The following is a 16,310-nucleotide window of genomic DNA, read 5'->3' as shown; positions in this document are numbered from 1 at the left end:
ATAATATAAAGACCCTCTCTATAGTCTTTGGACTCATAGAGAGGGTCTTTTATGTATATAAAATGTTGCTTGAGTAATTGTAGTATAGATGAATATACGATATACTATAAGGTAAAGGAGGTGTTTTATATTACGTTTTATCTATAGGAGAGAGCATATGAGCCAAGTATTTAAACAGGATTTAACAGATAATTCAGTTCGTCCTGGCGGTTTGTTTTTCGTTGAGTTATTAATGCCAAAGCAGTGTGATATGCCTAATCGAGATACAATGGTAGAGGTATTCACAAAGCATTTAGGTCCTGTTGATTGCTTTAGTTATGGCGTTGAATCTGCTGGTTTTGCACCTCAGAATTATAAGGTTCATTACGAGGATAACGATGCAGATATTTCACCAACCTTGATGGTGACGAATTGTGAAAAAATCGACAAACCTGTACTAGATGATTTTACACGTAGTCAGGTTTGGGATTGTCCAAATGTAGATGACTTGCTAGATGAGTGCCAATATAGAGTATTTGCTACAGACATGTTAGCTTCGGGTTTAGAACCTAAAGAACGAGCTGATATGCTCGTGAAATATGTAGATGCGTTGTTAGAGTTATATCCATCCTGTAAGGCCGTTGTCTTTGGTCCATCTCGTAAGTTCTTAAGTCGAGAAACCATTGAAAATCATCCAGATAAAGAGGTAACACGTTTTATTTATTATGCCGTAAATGTGCGATATTTTAGCATTCAAGGCACAGATGACATGATGGTTGATACGATAGGTATGAACACCTTATTCTACCCTGATTTGCAGTATCACTTTCACGGTATGAACCCCGATGAAATTGTAAATCATGCGTATAGTGTATTGTATTATATCTTTGAGCACGATAATCCTATTGATGACGGGCAAACGATTGCAGGCTTAGAAAATGGAGATATGAATCCAGATATTAAATGGGCGGTTCAGTATGAGGACTCCTTAATTCAACCTGTTCGAACTGTTATAGATATTAATATGGGAGAATATGCATCGGGTACTCGTTAGTTGTTAATCGATGAAAGGTGTGAGCATTATGAGTAATCAACGTATTTTTGACATGGAACTTGTGAAAGTTGAAAGTTTGGAGAAAGCTGTTAGGACTCCATTTTATCAAACTGATTCCACAGGTGGTTCAGTATGGGTTATTAAACCTGGGCAAACCTTACCAAAGCATTACCATCATAACTCTGATGATATATGGGTTATATTGCAAGGTAAGGGGGTATTTTATCCAACGCCTGATACAGAGGTGCCTTTTACAAAGGGACAAGTTATAGTATCTAAAAAGGGTGAATGTCATGGCGCAAAAAATACTGGGACAGAAGATGTTATCTTTGTAAGTATCGTTGCTCCTGTGCCTGCTGATTATGATCCTGTTAGTACAAATTAATATGAAAGCACTTTATAGTATTTTCTTATCTTGTGATAGAGATATATTTATACTATAAAGTGCTTTTTGTTTTATACAGTCATTCCTAGCAAATATCCTTTTTCTATTTTTAAAGGCTATTATTTTGGTGTTACTATTCCTATTTGTTATTTCTATATTCTATATAATTCCATTGACAGAGGACTTTTGTTTTCTTAAGATAGTAAGGTATGTAATATCTTAAGTAGTAGAAAGGAATTATATGAACTCATCTACACCAGAGCCTCAAAGTGGGGCCATCGATTTCAAAGACTTTACAAAGCGGCGTATGCTACACGTAGTCTTACCTTTATTTATTGTTTCCATCATTGCCTTCTTAGACCGTGTTAATATTGCCTATGCAGGCTTGACCATGAAAGAGAATTTACCATGGTTAACGCCAGAGGTATTCGGTATGGGGGCCGGTATTTTCTTTATTGGCTACGTTTTATTTGAAGTGCCAGCATCCTTAATAGCTGCTCGCTGTAACGCTATGCATTGGGTGGCTCGTATCATGTTTAGTTGGGGTCTCGTATGTATTCTTATGACGACGATGACTACAGAGTTGGAGTTTTATATTTATCGATTCTTACTCGGTCTATGTGAAGCCTCTTTATATCCTGTAATTTATTCGTTACTGATACCGAATTGGTTCTTGCCAAAGGAACGTGCGAAAGCGATCTCCTTGATGTTAACATCTTTATTGTTCTCTAACATCATTGGTGGTCCATTGGCAGGTATCTTGCTAGATACAACATTCTTTGGTTTGCATGGTTGGCGCACACTCTTTATCGTTGAAGCCATTCCTGCTGTAATTTTTGCGTTCATTTTCGCATTCTGGATGAAAGAACGTCCAGATCATGCATCTTGGGTAACTGATGCAGAAAAAGCGTATATCAAGGCTGAACTTGAAAAAGAAGAGCAACAAAAGCAAGCTGTAAAGAAATATACCACATGGCAAGCTTTAAAAGATCCAAAAGTATTACGTTTAGCGTTAATTTACTTCTTATGGGTTATTGGCTTCTGGGGCTTTAGCTTCTGGATGCCTCAAGTGCTTAAAAGCTTATCCGGTTGGCCACCAAGTGTTGTAGCATGGTCTATTGCGATTCCAATGTCTGCTGCATTACTTGTACAAGTATATTGTGGTTACTCCTCTGAAAAGCGTAATGAAAAACGTTGGCACGTAGCGACTACATTATTCATTGGTACTATTGGCTTCTTAGCAACGCCACATAGTCCATCCCCAGAAATTAGCTTATTATTTATCTGCTTAACTGCTGTAGGTGTTTACGGAGGTATGGGTGTATGGTGGACTATGCCAACAACATTCTTGTCCGGTGCTGCTGCGGCGGGTGCGATGGGCCTCATTAACTCCTCTGGTAACATGGGGGGCTGGGTAGGTCCTTACATGCTTGGTTTCATCAATGGTCACACAGGTAGCTTTGCTTACGGCTACTATGTAATGGGGGCTTGTATGTTCCTTGCAGCGCTCTTGATTTTGACATTACCAAAATCTATGGAACACAAGGATGACTAAGTAGTCCTGCATCAAATTTCAAAATTAAAAGAGCTATATCTCTAATACATTCACATTGTAGCGAATGTATGGGGTATAGCTCTTTTTCTTTAGTAATAATGCTGTTTTATGTATAATGAGAATAATAGAATCTACAGGATAAAAAAGAGAGAATAATATGTATAGAACGTTATTTTAGCAACCGTATTAGCAACTTTTACAATAGGCACATCTGTAAATGCTGTATCTTAAACTTAAGGAGACAAAAGATTGAAAGCGTGTAGACCCAAGTTTGATGAAATTTCATCATTTGATGAATTTAATAAATATTATTGGTATCGTGATGAACTTTCACAAATATGTAAATCATTAGGATTAGAAGATAGGGGGACAAAACAAGAACTCAATCATATTATTGAGCAGTATTTTAAAGGCAATTTAATTAAAAAATCATCAATAAAAAATAGAAGAAGGCAAGTGGAAACTATTACTTTAGATACACCATTACTTGAATGTAATTTTTCCTTTAATACGAAGTTTAGAGAATATTTCTCTGATTTAATAGGTGTTTCACGATTTAAATTTAATGCTGATATGGCTACTGCCTGGAGAAAAGTAAAGAGTGAAAAAAATACAAGCTTTACAATTGGAGATTTGCTGAAAGTATATTATGGTGAATCAGATTATGCAAAGTATGACAATTCGGTTTGTCAATGGAATCAATTTTTTAAGGATTTTTGTGCAGATGAATGTAGTTGTAATTATTCGAATAAATTAAAAGTAGCATCTATTATTTGGAAAGAAGTTAGAGATTCAAAAAATGAAAAAATTTATTCAAAAAATCTTTTAACTGAATATGCATATAAATTGGAAGCGTATCGCAAGTAGAAGCAATTCGTCATTGTAAAGATGTATGGGAAAACGAGTAATTAAATCTATAAAAGAATAACGATAAAAGCACCTTATATCCTATGAGAAGAGTCATTTGTGATGACTTTTGTATAGGTATAAGGTGCTTTTATTTATTTCTGATTTCTTTATTGACTTTGTTTTATTACATCCGGTACTTTCCCAGGATTCATATCGAGGTTTAAATCTGTCGATTTGAATGGGGAAGGATTTGCTTCTGGTGGTCGTACTTTGAGTTCTGGGTGCAACCATTGTAGTTGTTTTAGTTCCCAGTCGTACTTGGCACCATCGTTTTGTAGTTGACGAATGTCTTTAAAGATATCATCCAGTTGGTCGCTATGTTTATTAGCCATCCCTTCGAGGATGTAAAGGCGACCAGCTACACTATCAACGGAAGAACCATCGTGGTCTTCATCGACACGCCATTGTAGTTCTGAAATTTGTATTTGCTGGAAGATTATGACGATGACCAGCACGATAATAACGCCCCACATGGGTGTTTCTTTAGCTTTCAAAAGGGCCCGCAATTTAGATGCGAGCCCAGATGGTTTATTCATTATTGAAGATCCTCAAGTTGTAATCCAGGTAATGGTAATTTGGAATTTACGAAGTCTAACCACAAGCGAGAAGCGTGGGAGAGGTAATGACCTTTTTTCCAAATAACATAAAGTGTATGAATGATTTCTGGTACAAGTGGACGTACAACAACCTTGGAACCAACCTCTGTGTTTTCACCTACCTCAGGGCAGAGGCGAGATGGTAACAATGCGATAGCAAGGTCTGCACTAACTGTTTGTAACATGAGATCACGTTGGCTTGTTTCAAATACAATATGAGGTTGGAAACCTGTATGTTTACAAGCTTTGATGATTTCGTCATGTAAGTTAAAATCATCTTTATGCAATACGAAGGATTCATCAGCTAGCATTTCTAAACGAATTTCTTTTTCTTTCGCTAGAGGACTAGATTTAGGAACAATAACGGAAAGTGGATCGCTAGTGAGGTAGAAGGATTCAAATTCTTTAGGATTTGGTTTTGTACAAATGATACCAATATCGATTAAGCCTTCCTGAACACTAATCTCAACTTTTTTGGAACCTTGTTCGTAAAGTTCTAGTTCGATTTGTGGATATACTTTTTTGAATTCACCTAAAAGCTGTGCAAAAATAGGTGCATCGGTAATTGGTGGAATACCAATTCTGATGGAACCTTGTTCCAAACGAAATTCGTTTTCAAAATCAGTTTTAAGATGTTCAAACATGAATACTACGCGTTTTGCGTGGGTTAAGAAGATGGTACCCCCATCAGTAAGTTCTACAGATTTAGCATTACGCATGAAGAGAACAACACCAAGTTCGTCTTCTAAAGCTTTAATAGTACGGCTGATAGCGGATTGGGAGATGTGCAAATTCCGCGCAGCTTTACTAAAGCTTTTTTGATCAGCTACTTCAACGAAGTATTTCAAATGATGAAAATCCATAATTACCCCCCTAAAAATAAAACCTGGTTATAGGAAGTGACTTAAACTAAATGAGAATAGTTATTACTATAATGCAATTAGCTATTACTTTATGTAAAGTATGGATAGCAATATTGGCAAAGCGACAGTCACTGTATGTGTTGCGTTGATAGGGCCCAGCACGTTATAATGTGCTTATAGGGCTATATCAAGTTATGATATTAGGAATTATGGTTGTGCCCACTACAAAAGTATGTTCACACATAATGCCATATTATATATAACATATATATTATTGCATTATTTTTTCATGTGCGCAAGTTTGTAATGGTTGTTATTCCTAAACATAATGATAGATTAAGCAAGTGTTCTATTTTTGCTAAATGCTTAAGGAGGCAATAATCACATGAGTCGTAAATTTAAAACTATGGACGGCAACCAAGCGGCTGCTCACGTTTCTTATGGTTTTACAGAAGTTGCTGCGATTTACCCAATCACTCCATCTTCCCCAATGCCAGAACACATTGACGAATGGGCTGCGTCTGGTCGTAAAAACATTTTCGGTAACACTGTTCAAGTTGTAGAAATGCAATCTGAAGCAGGTGCTGCTGCCGCAACTCACGGTTCTTTACAAGCTGGTGCATTAACAACAACTTTCACATCTTCCCAAGGTTTGTTATTGATGCTTCCTAACTTATACAAAGTAGCAGGCGAATTACTTCCAGGTGTATTCCAAGTAGCTGCTCGTGCATTAGCTGCACATGCTTTGGCTATCTTTGGTGACCACCAAGACGTAATGGCTGCTCGTGCAGCTGGCTGCGCTATGCTTGCTGAATCCTCCGTACAAGAAGTAATGGACTTGTCCGCTGTAGCTCACTTGACAGCTATTAAAACTCGTGTACCATTCATCAACTTCTTCGACGGTTTCCGTACATCCCACGAAATTCAAAAAATCGAAATCTGGGACTATGAAGATTTGAAACCATTGGTTGATATGGACGCTGTTAATGCATTCCGTAAAAATGCATTGAATCCAGATGCTCCTGTAACTCGTGGTACTGCAGAAAACCCTGACGTTTACTTCCAACATCGTGAAGCATCCAACAAATTCTATTTGAACGTTCCTGACGTTGTAGAACACTACATGAACGAAGTTAACAAATTGGCTGGCACTAACTACCAATTGTTCAACTACCATGGTGCTGCTGATGCAACAGACGTAATCGTAACTATGGGTTCCTCCGCTCAAGTAGTTCAATCCACTGTTGACTACTTAAACAAATTGGGTCGTAAAGTTGGTTTCATCAACGTTCACTTGTTCCGTCCATTCGCAACAGATCGTTTGTTGAAAGCTCTTCCTCAAACAGTAGAACGCATTGCAGTTCTTGACCGTACTAAAGAACCAGGTGCTTTGGCTGAACCATTGTTCTTGGACGTACAAGCTGCTGTAATCGACGGTGGTCGTAACGTAAAAGTTATCGCTGGCCGTTATGGTTTGAGCTCCAAAGACGTTATCCCTGCAGACATCGTAGCTGTATTCGATAACTTGGCTGCTGAAAACGGTAAGAAATTCTTCACATTGGGTATCAATGATGATGTTACATTCTTGTCCTTAGATCGTGCTGAAGGCGTAGAAGTTGAAACTCCTGGTTTGACTGAATGTAAATTCTGGGGCTTCGGTTCTGACGGTACTGTAGGTGCGAACAAATCCGCTATCAAAATTATCGGTGACCATACTGATATGTATGCTCAAGCATACTTTGATTACGACTCCAAAAAATCTGGTGGCGTAACAATGTCTCACCTTCGTTTTGGTAAAAACCCAATCAACTTGCCATATTTGATTACTGAACCTCAATTCGTAGCATGTCATCGTCAATCTTATGTACATGAATACGACTTGATCCGCGGCATCAAAAAAGGCGGTACATTCTTATTGAACTGTACTTGGTCTCCTGAAGAATTGAACGAACATTTACCAGCTAAATTACGTCGTCAAATCGCAGAAAAAGAATTGAACTTCTACATCATCAATGCTGCGAAAATCGCTTCCGAAATCGGTTTGGGCGGTCGTATCAACATGGTAACTCAAGCTGCATTCTTCAAATTGACTGAAATCATCCCTGTAGATGATGCTGTTAAATACCTTAAAGAATCCGTAGTAACTTCTTACGGTAAAAAAGGTCAAAATATTGTTGACATGAACAACGCTGCTATCGATCAAGGCGTTAACGCTTTGGTAAAAGTAGATGTTCCTGCTGACTGGAAAAACGCTGTTGATGAAGGCGGTCACGCAGTTAAACCTGGTTGCGAATCTTGCCCATCCTTCGTTCAAAATATTGCACAACCAATCAATGCACAAGCTGGTTATGATCTTCCAGTATCCACATTTGCTGGTTACGAAGATGGTACATTACCTGCTGGTACTGCTAAATTCGAAAAACGCGGTCCTGCATTGTTCGTTCCAAAATGGTTACCAGAAAACTGTATCCAATGTAACCAATGTTCTTTCGTATGTCCACATGCTACAATTCGCCCAATCTTGGCAACTGAAGCAGAAGTGGCTGCGGCTCCAGAACATTTCGATACAATTCCTGCATTAGGTGCTAAAGACCTTCAATTCCGTATCGCAGTATCCCCATTAGATTGCTTGGGTTGCGGTAACTGTGTTGATATCTGTCCAGCTCCTAAAGGCAAAGCTATCGTAATGACTTCCATCGATTCCGAAATCGAACAAGCGGAAGCATGGAACTACGGTGTTAACCTTCCTGTAAAAGAAAACCCTATGAAGAAGGAAACTGTTAAAGGTTCCCAATTCGAACAACCATTGTTCGAGTTCTCCGGTGCTTGCGCAGGTTGTGGTGAAACTCCTTACGCTAAATTGTTAACTCAATTGTTCGGCGACCGCATGATGATTGCCAATGCAACTGGTTGTTCCTCCATCTGGGGTGCTTCCATGCCTGCATCTCCATACACAACTAACCAACAAGGTCAAGGTCCTTCCTGGGCGAACTCCTTGTTCGAAGACAATGCTGAGTATGGTTACGGTATGTATATCGGCGTTAAGAAAGTTCGCCAACAATTAGCAGAAGTGGCTGCGAAAGCTGCTGAAACTGCTACTGGCGAATTGAAAGAAGCTTTAGAACACTGGCTTGAATTCGCTAACCTTGGTGCGGCTACTCGTCAACGTTCCGAACGTTTAGTAGCAGCTATCGAAGCTGAAGGCGCTACAACTCCTGAGTTGAAAGAACTTCTTGCGAAAAAACAATTCTTGATCAAACGTTCCCACTGGATCTTCGGTGGTGACGGCTGGGCATACGATATCGGCTTCGGCGGTGTTGACCATGTATTAGCTTCTGGCGAAGACATCAACATCTTCGTATTCGATACTGAAGTATATTCCAACACTGGTGGTCAAGCTTCCAAATCCACTAATATCGCAGCAGTTGCTCAATTCGCAGCTTCTGGTAAACGTACTAAGAAAAAAGACCTTGGCATGATGGCTATGTCTTATGGTTATGTATACGTAGCACAAGTAGCTATGGGCGCAGACAAAAACCAATTGATGAAAGCTATTACAGAAGCTGAAGCATATCCAGGTCCATCCTTGATCATCGCTTACAGCCCATGTATCAACCATGGTATTAAAGCTGGTATGGGTAAAGCTCAAGAAGAACAACGTAAAGCAGTTGCAGCTGGTTACTGGGATCTTTACAGATACAACCCTCAACTTAAAGAAGAAGGTAAAAATCCATTCTCCTTGGATTCCAAAGAACCAACTGAAAGCTTCCAAGACTTCCTTAAAGGTGAAGTACGTTACGCTTCCTTGGCTAAAGCAGCTCCAGATGTTGCAGAAGAATTGTTCGCTAAAACTGAACAAGACGCTAAAGATCGTCGCTTAAGCTATGTTCGCTTACAAAAAGGTTTCGAAGACGTAAAATAATTCGTTATTTAACGACTAAGAACTAATAAGAGGCACCCTTTCGAGGGTGCCTCTTTTGTGTATAAATAACAGTTTTACATAGGTAATATACTAGGAATTTGATATAATATTAGATAGTTATGCAGTTATACGTAAGTATATTGCATTGATACATTGATAGATAACAAGGTAAATTTAATCGTAATATAGAGGTGCTTATGGCTAAGGATAACCAACAGATCACAACAGATGATATGCAACAAACAATATATAAAGAGTTAGGCTATAAATCCTATCCATTTCCATTTACAACACCTGCGTATTTAGAAGCGTATGGTACACTTGTAGGACTTAATACTCCGCCCGCAAAGACAGCTCGTGTTCTTGAATTAGGCGCAACCTATGGTGGAAATATCATCTCTCAAGCTGTACATAATCCAGAAGCGACCTTTGTTGGTATTGAGCTTTCCCAAGATCAAGTAGAGAAGGGGAATAAAATTATTAGTGATGCTAAGTTGGATAATGTATCTCTAATTCAAGGGGATATTATGAACTTTGATGAGACCTTAGGAACCTTTGATTACATCATCGCTCATGGTTTTTACTCTTGGATTAGCGATGAGATGAAGGATAAATTGCTTGATATTATATCCAAACACCTGGCTGATAATGGCATTGCCTATGTGTCATATAATACATATCCTGGCTGGCATACGATGGAAGAGGTACGTCAGCTCATGCTATTTGCTAATCGTGGTCATGATGAATTAACGCATAAGGAAAAGGTATTGCGCGGTAAAACTGTGGGCAGCTTAGTAGGCTCTCAAATTCTTAATTATGACAACCTTAAAGAGCGTAATAGTAAATTCTTAGGGGCTTTGCGTTCTGTTATGCAAAAGGATGATTATTATGTAGGTCACGACCATTTAGAACCTCATAATGACCCTTGCTATTTTTACCAATTTAACGATCATTTGAAGGTCCACAATCTAGCGTATGTATGTGATGCAGATTTAACATTATCTATGGTTCGTACCTATGATGAAAGTATCGCCGATAAGCTTGAAAAACTAGCGCCTAATAGCCAAGCAGATCAAGAACAATATTTAGACTTTATGTTGGATACAACATTCCGTAAGTCTATTATTTGTAAAGCAGATGCTGCAAAGAATCTTAACTATGATGTAGCTAATCCTGAAAAGGTGAATACAGTACCTGTACGTACCATTGTGAATAATTTTGTATTCCAAATCCTCTTTGATGAAGAAGCATTAGAAATGTTTCAAAATGACCTTGTACGAGATACATTCAAAGCGCTTATTAAAGATGGTGGCACTTTCAATATGATTGAAGCTCTTGCCATTTTAAAAGCTGCTCACGATGCTGCTAAGGCATCTGAAGATGATTTAGAGCCAGCTGTATGTAGTTTGTATAAAGCTATCGTTGAACATATGGTACGGGGGGGTATTCGCTTCTATAAAACATTCCCTGATAAACAGGAATATATGGAAAGCTTATCCTATGTACCAGCACGTTTTACAAATTTTGTGAAAGCTATTGCTGACGGTGGTAGTGAATATATTTATGGCGCAAACATGTTCAATGATGCCATTGGTGATATTTCCGATGAGGATTTATTGTTTATGGAATTGTTGAATAAACCTAAAGCTAAATCTACATTGATCAAGAAGATTAAGGATTCTCTCTTTAGCGCTGATAAGGCCCAAACTGGTAAGCATCAAAATGCTATGGCGGAAGCCTTCTATAATGAATTAACCAAGCGTATGGAGCAATTAGGCTTTATTAGAAGTAAGAAAACTGATGGTCTTTCTTAATCTATCGGTAGAATTCTAAAAATATATTTTAGGATTCATATAACTTTCAGAATAAACATAAAACCCATTACACTTATAACATTTATATGTATTAAGTAGTAATGGGTTTTTGTTTTATATAATTTAATTTAATCTTTTTTAATAATTATTACATTTAGTTATTTAATATTGCTGAATAAGTATAGTAAATCGATAAAATTAATGAGAAATAAATGAACCATATATGAAAAGTATGGTATACTATGTATGGGTATTTTTGTGAACATCATCCTGTGTGTTGTGGATGATATTATATATTGTATTAATTACAATGTTGTTTTTATTGTATTATTTGTAAAAGGAGTCTTTTATGGCATCTAAGAAGGCCGTTCTAGTATATATACTAGAAATCCTGAAAAGTGAAACGGATGCTAATCATACTTTATCTCAAGAAGAGATTCGCAGTATATTAGCCGAGCGGTACGAGGTATCCGTCGATCGGAAGACCTTAGGCCGTCATTTAAATGATTTATATGAATCTGGTGATTTTGGTATTCAATGTGAAGAGTCTGCCGTAGGAGCAGATGGCACGATTCGCCGTACTGATTTCTATATGATTCATACCTTTGAAGATTCAGAATTGAGATTATTAATTGATGGTATATTGGCTTCTCGCCATATTACTGCATCTCAACGTAAGGATTTAATTAGTCGTGTTGCTAAATTGGGGAGCTCTCATTTCAAGCCTCATGGTATTGATATTGAAAGTGCTACGGGTTACCTTCATAGAAGTCAGGACTTATTCCTTAACATTGATCTCATAGAAGAAGCAATACAAAAGGGGAGAAAAATTTCCTTGGCTTATTGCCAACCTGACGTGGATAAACGTTTACATATTAATCTTGGTCCAGATAACAAGGAGCGGAAGTATGTATTCAATCCATTCCAACTAGTTATGAATCGAGGACATTATTACCTAGTTGGGAATCACGAAAATTATGATGACATGTCTACATTACGTGTCGATCGAATTGCACACATTACGGTGCTTAGTGAACGTAGAAAACCTTTACGGGAGATAAAGGGCTATCATCAGCAACGCACCTTTAATGTGTCGCAATATGTAAAAGAACATATCTACATGTTCGGCGGTGAATCCGTTACTGTAAGCTTTAAGGCAAAGCGATCCATTGTGAATCAAATTTTAGATTGGTTCGATGGCAATGTGGAATTCACCAGCGTTACAGCTGATGACGTTGTATGCCGTGTACGTGTTAATCATGATGCCTTCAAGTATTGGGCACTTCAATACATGCAAAGTGTGAAAGTACTTTCACCAGCATCCCTCGTAGCAGAAGTAAAAGAAGCTATTAAGGAAGGTCTAGAACAATACTCATAATAAAAGAGCTAGTTGATCGTTGAATCAACTAGCTCTATTTTTATATATGTAATTTTCAAATGTACGATTTCTAATTTATAGAACGTGCATTTTTTCTGCTTCTCGGTAATCCTTAAGAACAGGACGAGGAGGCAATTTACCCATGATACTCACTACGTAGATAGCGATGGAAGAGAAGATGAAGCCTGGCACGATTTCGTAAAGGCCAAGGAATCCAAATTGTTTCCAAATGAGTACTGTTAAACCACCTACGACGATACCGGCGATACAGCCATGACGTGTCATACGTTTCCAAAATAAGGAGAACAAGATAGCTGGACCAAATGCTGCACCAAAGCCTGCCCATGCATAAGCAACCATTGTTAAGATGTAGCTATCAGGATCCATCGCCATATAGATGGCAATCAATGCTACGATAAGTACTACGATACGACTTACGAGAACCAATTCCTTATCACTCGCTTTAGGATGAATAATATTGGCATAGAAGTCATTAGAAATAGCAGAAGCTGTTACTAATAACTGAGCAGATGCGGTACTCATGATAGCTGCGAGTACTGCAGACCAGATGAGACCTGCTACAAATGGAGTAAAGAGACGTTCTGTCATGATGAGGAATACAGTTTCCGCATCTGTACCTACTAATACATCAGGCAACATATATACGTGACCGATGAGGCCTACAGCGATGGCTGCCATAAGGGATAAGATAACCCAAACCATGGCGATATTTGTAGATTTCTTAAGCTCTTTCGCATCGGAGATAGCCATGAATCTTACGAGGATATGAGGTTGACCGAAGTAGCCAAGGCCCCAACCAAGAGAAGAAATTAAGCCGATAGCCCATGTGAACCAATCAGACGGGTCTCCGAATAGGCTAAGCCCTTGTGGAAATTCATGTTGGATGAGTTGGAATGTTTCAATAGGGCCACCCATAAACATAGCAGCCGTAATTGGTACTGCTAAGATGGCAAAGAACATCAATGCCCCTTGGATACAGTCTGTCCAAGATACGGCGAGGAAGCCACCGAGGAATGTATAGAATACGACGATGCCTGCTGTAATAAAGAGGGATACTGTGTAATCAAGACCAAAGATGGTATTGAACAACTTGCCCCCTGCCACAAAGCCTGATGATGTATATATCAAGAAGAAAATCAAGATAAACAAAGCGGAAATGACAGCTACCGAATGGGATTGATCGTGGAAACGATTCTTCAAGTAATCCGGTAAGGTTAAACTGTCGCTAGCTACCTCTGTATGGTTACGTAAGCGTCTAGAAACAAATTTCCAGTTCGCCCATGTACCCAATGTGAGGCCTACGGCAATCCATACACCAGAAATCCCCGTAGTATATGCTAGGCCCGGCACACCCATGAGCATCCAACCACTCATATCTGATGCTTCCGCACTAAGTGCTGTAATCCATGGTCCTAGTTGTCGGCCACCGAGGATGTAATCACCAATGCTATTAGATTTCCTGTAATAGTAGACCCCGATATACATCATGAGTCCTAGGTATAAGGCAAAGGCGATTATAATCATTAAGTTGTCTTGTGTCATGCCTATATAAGACCTCCTTAGGTTGTAGTTCTATTCTATAGTATTATAAATAATTCCTATTGTACCATATATTAGCGCTTTAGAGTGTAAAAATTTCGTGATATTACGTAGTTTCTATACAAATTTTGGAGCTTGGCTTTCAAGATATGCATTAGACGTTGGACTGAGAAATCGTATATACTAATAAACCCAACGGCATATGAAATATGTTAAAATATAAGAATGGAAAAACGATATTTCGTGTTTTGTATACGACATATCGTCAGTGATAGTCATAATTATGGTCTTGTATGTATATTTCTGGAACATGAAAGGAGGGCCCTATGGAACAACAGCAAACCACAAAGAACGTTGTGGGAACACAGCATGATGGGGCGAACCAACATGCCCAAATGAAGCAACACGCATTGCGTATGTTGGAAACATACTTTGGGTATACCTCCTTTAGACCGGCTCAGGAGGCTCCTATTGCTTCCTTATTACGCAATGAAGATGTAATTGGTATCATGCCAACAGGGGCCGGCAAGTCTATTTGTTTCCAGATTCCTGCTCTTTGCAAGCCGGGCCTTACTATCGTGTTTTCGCCACTCATTTCCCTTATGAAAGACCAAGTAGATGGTCTATTAGTGCAGAACATTCCAGCGGCACTCATTAATAGTACCCTTACCCAAGCGGAGTTTAATAAGACTATGTACGAGGTACGCAGTGGCAAGATTAAGCTCTTATATATTGCACCAGAGCGACTAGGTTCTAATTTTTTCTGTAATGTATTGCGAGCGTTGCCCATTGCTCAAGTCATCGTTGATGAGGCTCACTGTATTTCAGAGTGGGGCCATGACTTTAGACCGTCCTATCGTCTCATTGGTGAGTGGCTCAACTCGCTACCGAAGAGACCTATTGTAGGTGCTTTCACAGCGACGGCGACGAAATATGTAGAAAATGATATTAAGAAACTATTAGGTCTCGATAATGCGAATGTGTACGTAACGGGCTTTGACCGGCCTAATTTATCCTTCTCTGTCATCCGTACACCTAAACGCATGGATTATGTAATCCATTATGTGCGTCAACATGCCAATGAAAATGGTATTATCTACTGTGCGACGCGCAAGGATGTAGATCGGGTGTATGAAAATCTAACCCGTGCAGGCATTAAGGTAGGTCATTATCACGGAGGGCTCAGCGACGAGGTACGTCGTGAGATGCAAAATGCCTATGCAGACGATAAATTACAGGTTATGGTGGCTACCAATGCCTTTGGCATGGGCATTGATAAAAGTAATGTGCGCTATGTATTGCATTATCAAATGCCGCGTAATATGGAGTCCTACTATCAAGAGGCGGGCCGTGCAGGTCGCGATGGAGCCCCTGCAGAATGTATTTTGCTCTACAGCGGGCAGGATGTACAGGTTCACAAGTATTTAATTGAACAGTCCATCGAAACGCCTGAGAGACAAGAGGTGGAACTTCGCAAGTTACAATCCATGATTGACTATTGTTTCTGCAGTAATTGTTTGCGTAAATATATGCTTAACTATTTTGGTGAAAGCACTGTCTGGACCACATGTGACAATTGTAGCTCCTGTAAAGGTTCCGCCCATAAGGTAAATGTAACAAAAGAGGCGAAGGCCATCTTCCGTGCCATTATGGGCACTGATGAGCGCTATGGCGTATCTATGATTACCTCTATTGTGCGCGGTGAGCGAACTGATCGCATCATGCGCGCAGGTCATGATGCATTGCCTGTATTTGGTTTATTAAGCAATGTAGACGAGAAATCGATTAAGGGCCTTATTCAACAATTTGTGGCTTCTGGCTACTTGCGTAGCTCTACAGGTAAATATCCGGTACTATCTTTAACGGCTGGTGCAGAGGAAGTCTTAGCAGGTCATAAAGAGGTAGAGGAAATTAGACAACATGTGTCTGTACCATCTCGCACTAGTAGATCTACGTCCACTGTGGCGCGAGGAAAATCTAATTCCGGATCGAGTGGTTTATTTGAACACTTGCGACAACATCGTAAGCGCCTAGCCGAAGAGGCTGGCCTTCGACCATATCTTATCTTCCCTGATACTGTGCTTATTGACTTAGCTAATTTACGACCAACCACATTGGGTGAGTTTGGTAATGTTAAGGGCGTAGGGGAAGCAAAATTGAAAAAATATGGCCTCAGTTTTTTACAGGCCATTGCAGAATATAAGGGATAATAAATTTTACTGCATATATGGTAGTGCTATGTATTTTTTAGTATGATAGTACTATATATTGTAAGATATAAGGTTAGTATTATTC

Annotated in this window: 11 protein-coding genes; 8 read left to right on the top strand and 3 right to left on the bottom strand. The window is 39.1% G+C overall.

What is annotated here, in order from left to right; translation table 11 throughout:
- Positions 1-157: 157 nt before the first annotated feature.
- The 4 genes from VCHSUH03_RS03965 to VCHSUH03_RS03950 all read left to right on the top strand — a co-directional run bounded on the left by VCHSUH03_RS03965 (position 158) and on the right by VCHSUH03_RS03950 (position 3,840).
- Positions 158-1,033, top strand: coding sequence for a DUF4261 domain-containing protein (locus tag VCHSUH03_RS03965; RefSeq protein ID WP_105094135.1), 876 nt, complete (start codon positions 158-160; stop codon positions 1,031-1,033).
- 28 nt (positions 1,034-1,061) lie between these two features.
- On the top strand, positions 1,062-1,418 hold the full coding sequence (locus VCHSUH03_RS03960; RefSeq protein WP_058948382.1) for a cupin domain-containing protein: 357 nt from the start codon (positions 1,062-1,064) through the stop codon (positions 1,416-1,418).
- Positions 1,419-1,659: 241 nt separating this feature from the next.
- Complete coding sequence (locus tag VCHSUH03_RS03955; RefSeq protein ID WP_105094134.1) at positions 1,660-2,973, top strand: MFS transporter; 1,314 nt, start codon at positions 1,660-1,662, stop codon at positions 2,971-2,973.
- Between the two features lie 249 nt (positions 2,974-3,222).
- Positions 3,223-3,840: an SAP domain-containing protein gene (locus tag VCHSUH03_RS03950; protein ID WP_105094133.1), complete on the top strand. Its 618-nt coding sequence runs from the start codon at positions 3,223-3,225 to the stop codon at positions 3,838-3,840.
- A gap of 149 nt (positions 3,841-3,989) precedes the next feature.
- Here the strand turns inward: VCHSUH03_RS03950 and VCHSUH03_RS03945 are convergent, their stop codons facing one another.
- Both VCHSUH03_RS03945 and VCHSUH03_RS03940 read right to left on the bottom strand, forming a co-directional pair.
- The gene (locus VCHSUH03_RS03945; RefSeq protein WP_105094132.1) at positions 3,990-4,418 is read right to left on the bottom strand and encodes a hypothetical protein; all 429 of its coding nucleotides are present in this window, start codon (positions 4,416-4,418) and stop codon (positions 3,990-3,992) included.
- Positions 4,418-5,341, bottom strand: coding sequence for a LysR family transcriptional regulator (locus VCHSUH03_RS03940; RefSeq protein WP_105094131.1), 924 nt, complete (start codon positions 5,339-5,341; stop codon positions 4,418-4,420). Before VCHSUH03_RS03940 ends, VCHSUH03_RS03945 begins: the two co-directional genes overlap by 1 nt.
- Positions 5,342-5,726: 385 nt before the next feature.
- Here VCHSUH03_RS03940 and nifJ point away from each other — a divergent pair, with 385 nt between their 5' ends.
- The 3 genes from nifJ (at position 5,727) to VCHSUH03_RS03925 (ending at position 12,455) form a co-directional block, all read left to right on the top strand.
- Positions 5,727-9,263, top strand: coding sequence for a pyruvate:ferredoxin (flavodoxin) oxidoreductase (nifJ, locus tag VCHSUH03_RS03935; protein WP_105094130.1), 3,537 nt, complete (start codon positions 5,727-5,729; stop codon positions 9,261-9,263).
- A 197-nt stretch (positions 9,264-9,460) separates the two neighbouring features.
- The gene (locus VCHSUH03_RS03930) at positions 9,461-11,077 is read left to right on the top strand and encodes a methyltransferase regulatory domain-containing protein (RefSeq protein WP_105094129.1); all 1,617 of its coding nucleotides are present in this window, start codon (positions 9,461-9,463) and stop codon (positions 11,075-11,077) included.
- 349 nt (positions 11,078-11,426) lie between these two features.
- Positions 11,427-12,455, top strand: a complete 1,029-nt coding sequence (locus tag VCHSUH03_RS03925; RefSeq protein ID WP_005385653.1) for a helix-turn-helix transcriptional regulator — start codon at positions 11,427-11,429, stop codon at positions 12,453-12,455.
- Positions 12,456-12,530: 75 nt separating this feature from the next.
- Here VCHSUH03_RS03925 and putP read toward each other — a convergent pair whose 3' ends face one another.
- On the bottom strand, positions 12,531-14,018 hold the full coding sequence (gene putP / locus VCHSUH03_RS03920) for a sodium/proline symporter PutP (RefSeq protein ID WP_105094128.1): 1,488 nt from the start codon (positions 14,016-14,018) through the stop codon (positions 12,531-12,533).
- Between the two features lie 323 nt (positions 14,019-14,341).
- On the opposite strand from putP, the gene recQ reads away from it, so the two are divergent.
- The gene (gene recQ, locus VCHSUH03_RS03915; protein WP_105094127.1) at positions 14,342-16,225 is read left to right on the top strand and encodes a DNA helicase RecQ; all 1,884 of its coding nucleotides are present in this window, start codon (positions 14,342-14,344) and stop codon (positions 16,223-16,225) included.
- Positions 16,226-16,310 lie beyond the last annotated feature (85 nt).

Source organism: Veillonella infantium (assembly GCF_002959895.1).
GTDB classification, from domain to species: domain Bacteria; phylum Bacillota; class Negativicutes; order Veillonellales; family Veillonellaceae; genus Veillonella; species Veillonella infantium.
The sequence above is the reverse complement of the archived record's forward strand: the minus strand, read 5'-3'. Positions and strand labels throughout refer to the sequence as shown.

What these genes read in the sequence shown, in the direction of transcription:
- nifJ (WP_105094130.1), top strand. Translation starts at nt 5,727, where the DNA reads ATGAGTCGTAAATTTAAAACTATGGACGGCAACCAAGCGGCTGCTCAC.
- VCHSUH03_RS03955 (WP_105094134.1), top strand. Translation starts at nt 1,660, where the DNA reads ATGAACTCATCTACACCAGAGCCTCAAAGTGGGGCCATCGATTTCAAA.
- VCHSUH03_RS03925 (WP_005385653.1), top strand. Translation starts at nt 11,427, where the DNA reads ATGGCATCTAAGAAGGCCGTTCTAGTATATATACTAGAAATCCTGAAA.
- VCHSUH03_RS03940 (WP_105094131.1), bottom strand. Translation starts at nt 5,341, where the DNA reads ATGGATTTTCATCATTTGAAATACTTCGTTGAAGTAGCTGATCAAAAA.
- putP (WP_105094128.1), bottom strand. Translation starts at nt 14,018, where the DNA reads ATGACACAAGACAACTTAATGATTATAATCGCCTTTGCCTTATACCTA.
- recQ (WP_105094127.1), top strand. Translation starts at nt 14,342, where the DNA reads ATGGAACAACAGCAAACCACAAAGAACGTTGTGGGAACACAGCATGAT.
- VCHSUH03_RS03960 (WP_058948382.1), top strand. Translation starts at nt 1,062, where the DNA reads ATGAGTAATCAACGTATTTTTGACATGGAACTTGTGAAAGTTGAAAGT.
- VCHSUH03_RS03945 (WP_105094132.1), bottom strand. Translation starts at nt 4,418, where the DNA reads ATGAATAAACCATCTGGGCTCGCATCTAAATTGCGGGCCCTTTTGAAA.
- VCHSUH03_RS03965 (WP_105094135.1), top strand. Translation starts at nt 158, where the DNA reads ATGAGCCAAGTATTTAAACAGGATTTAACAGATAATTCAGTTCGTCCT.
- VCHSUH03_RS03930 (WP_105094129.1), top strand. Translation starts at nt 9,461, where the DNA reads ATGGCTAAGGATAACCAACAGATCACAACAGATGATATGCAACAAACA.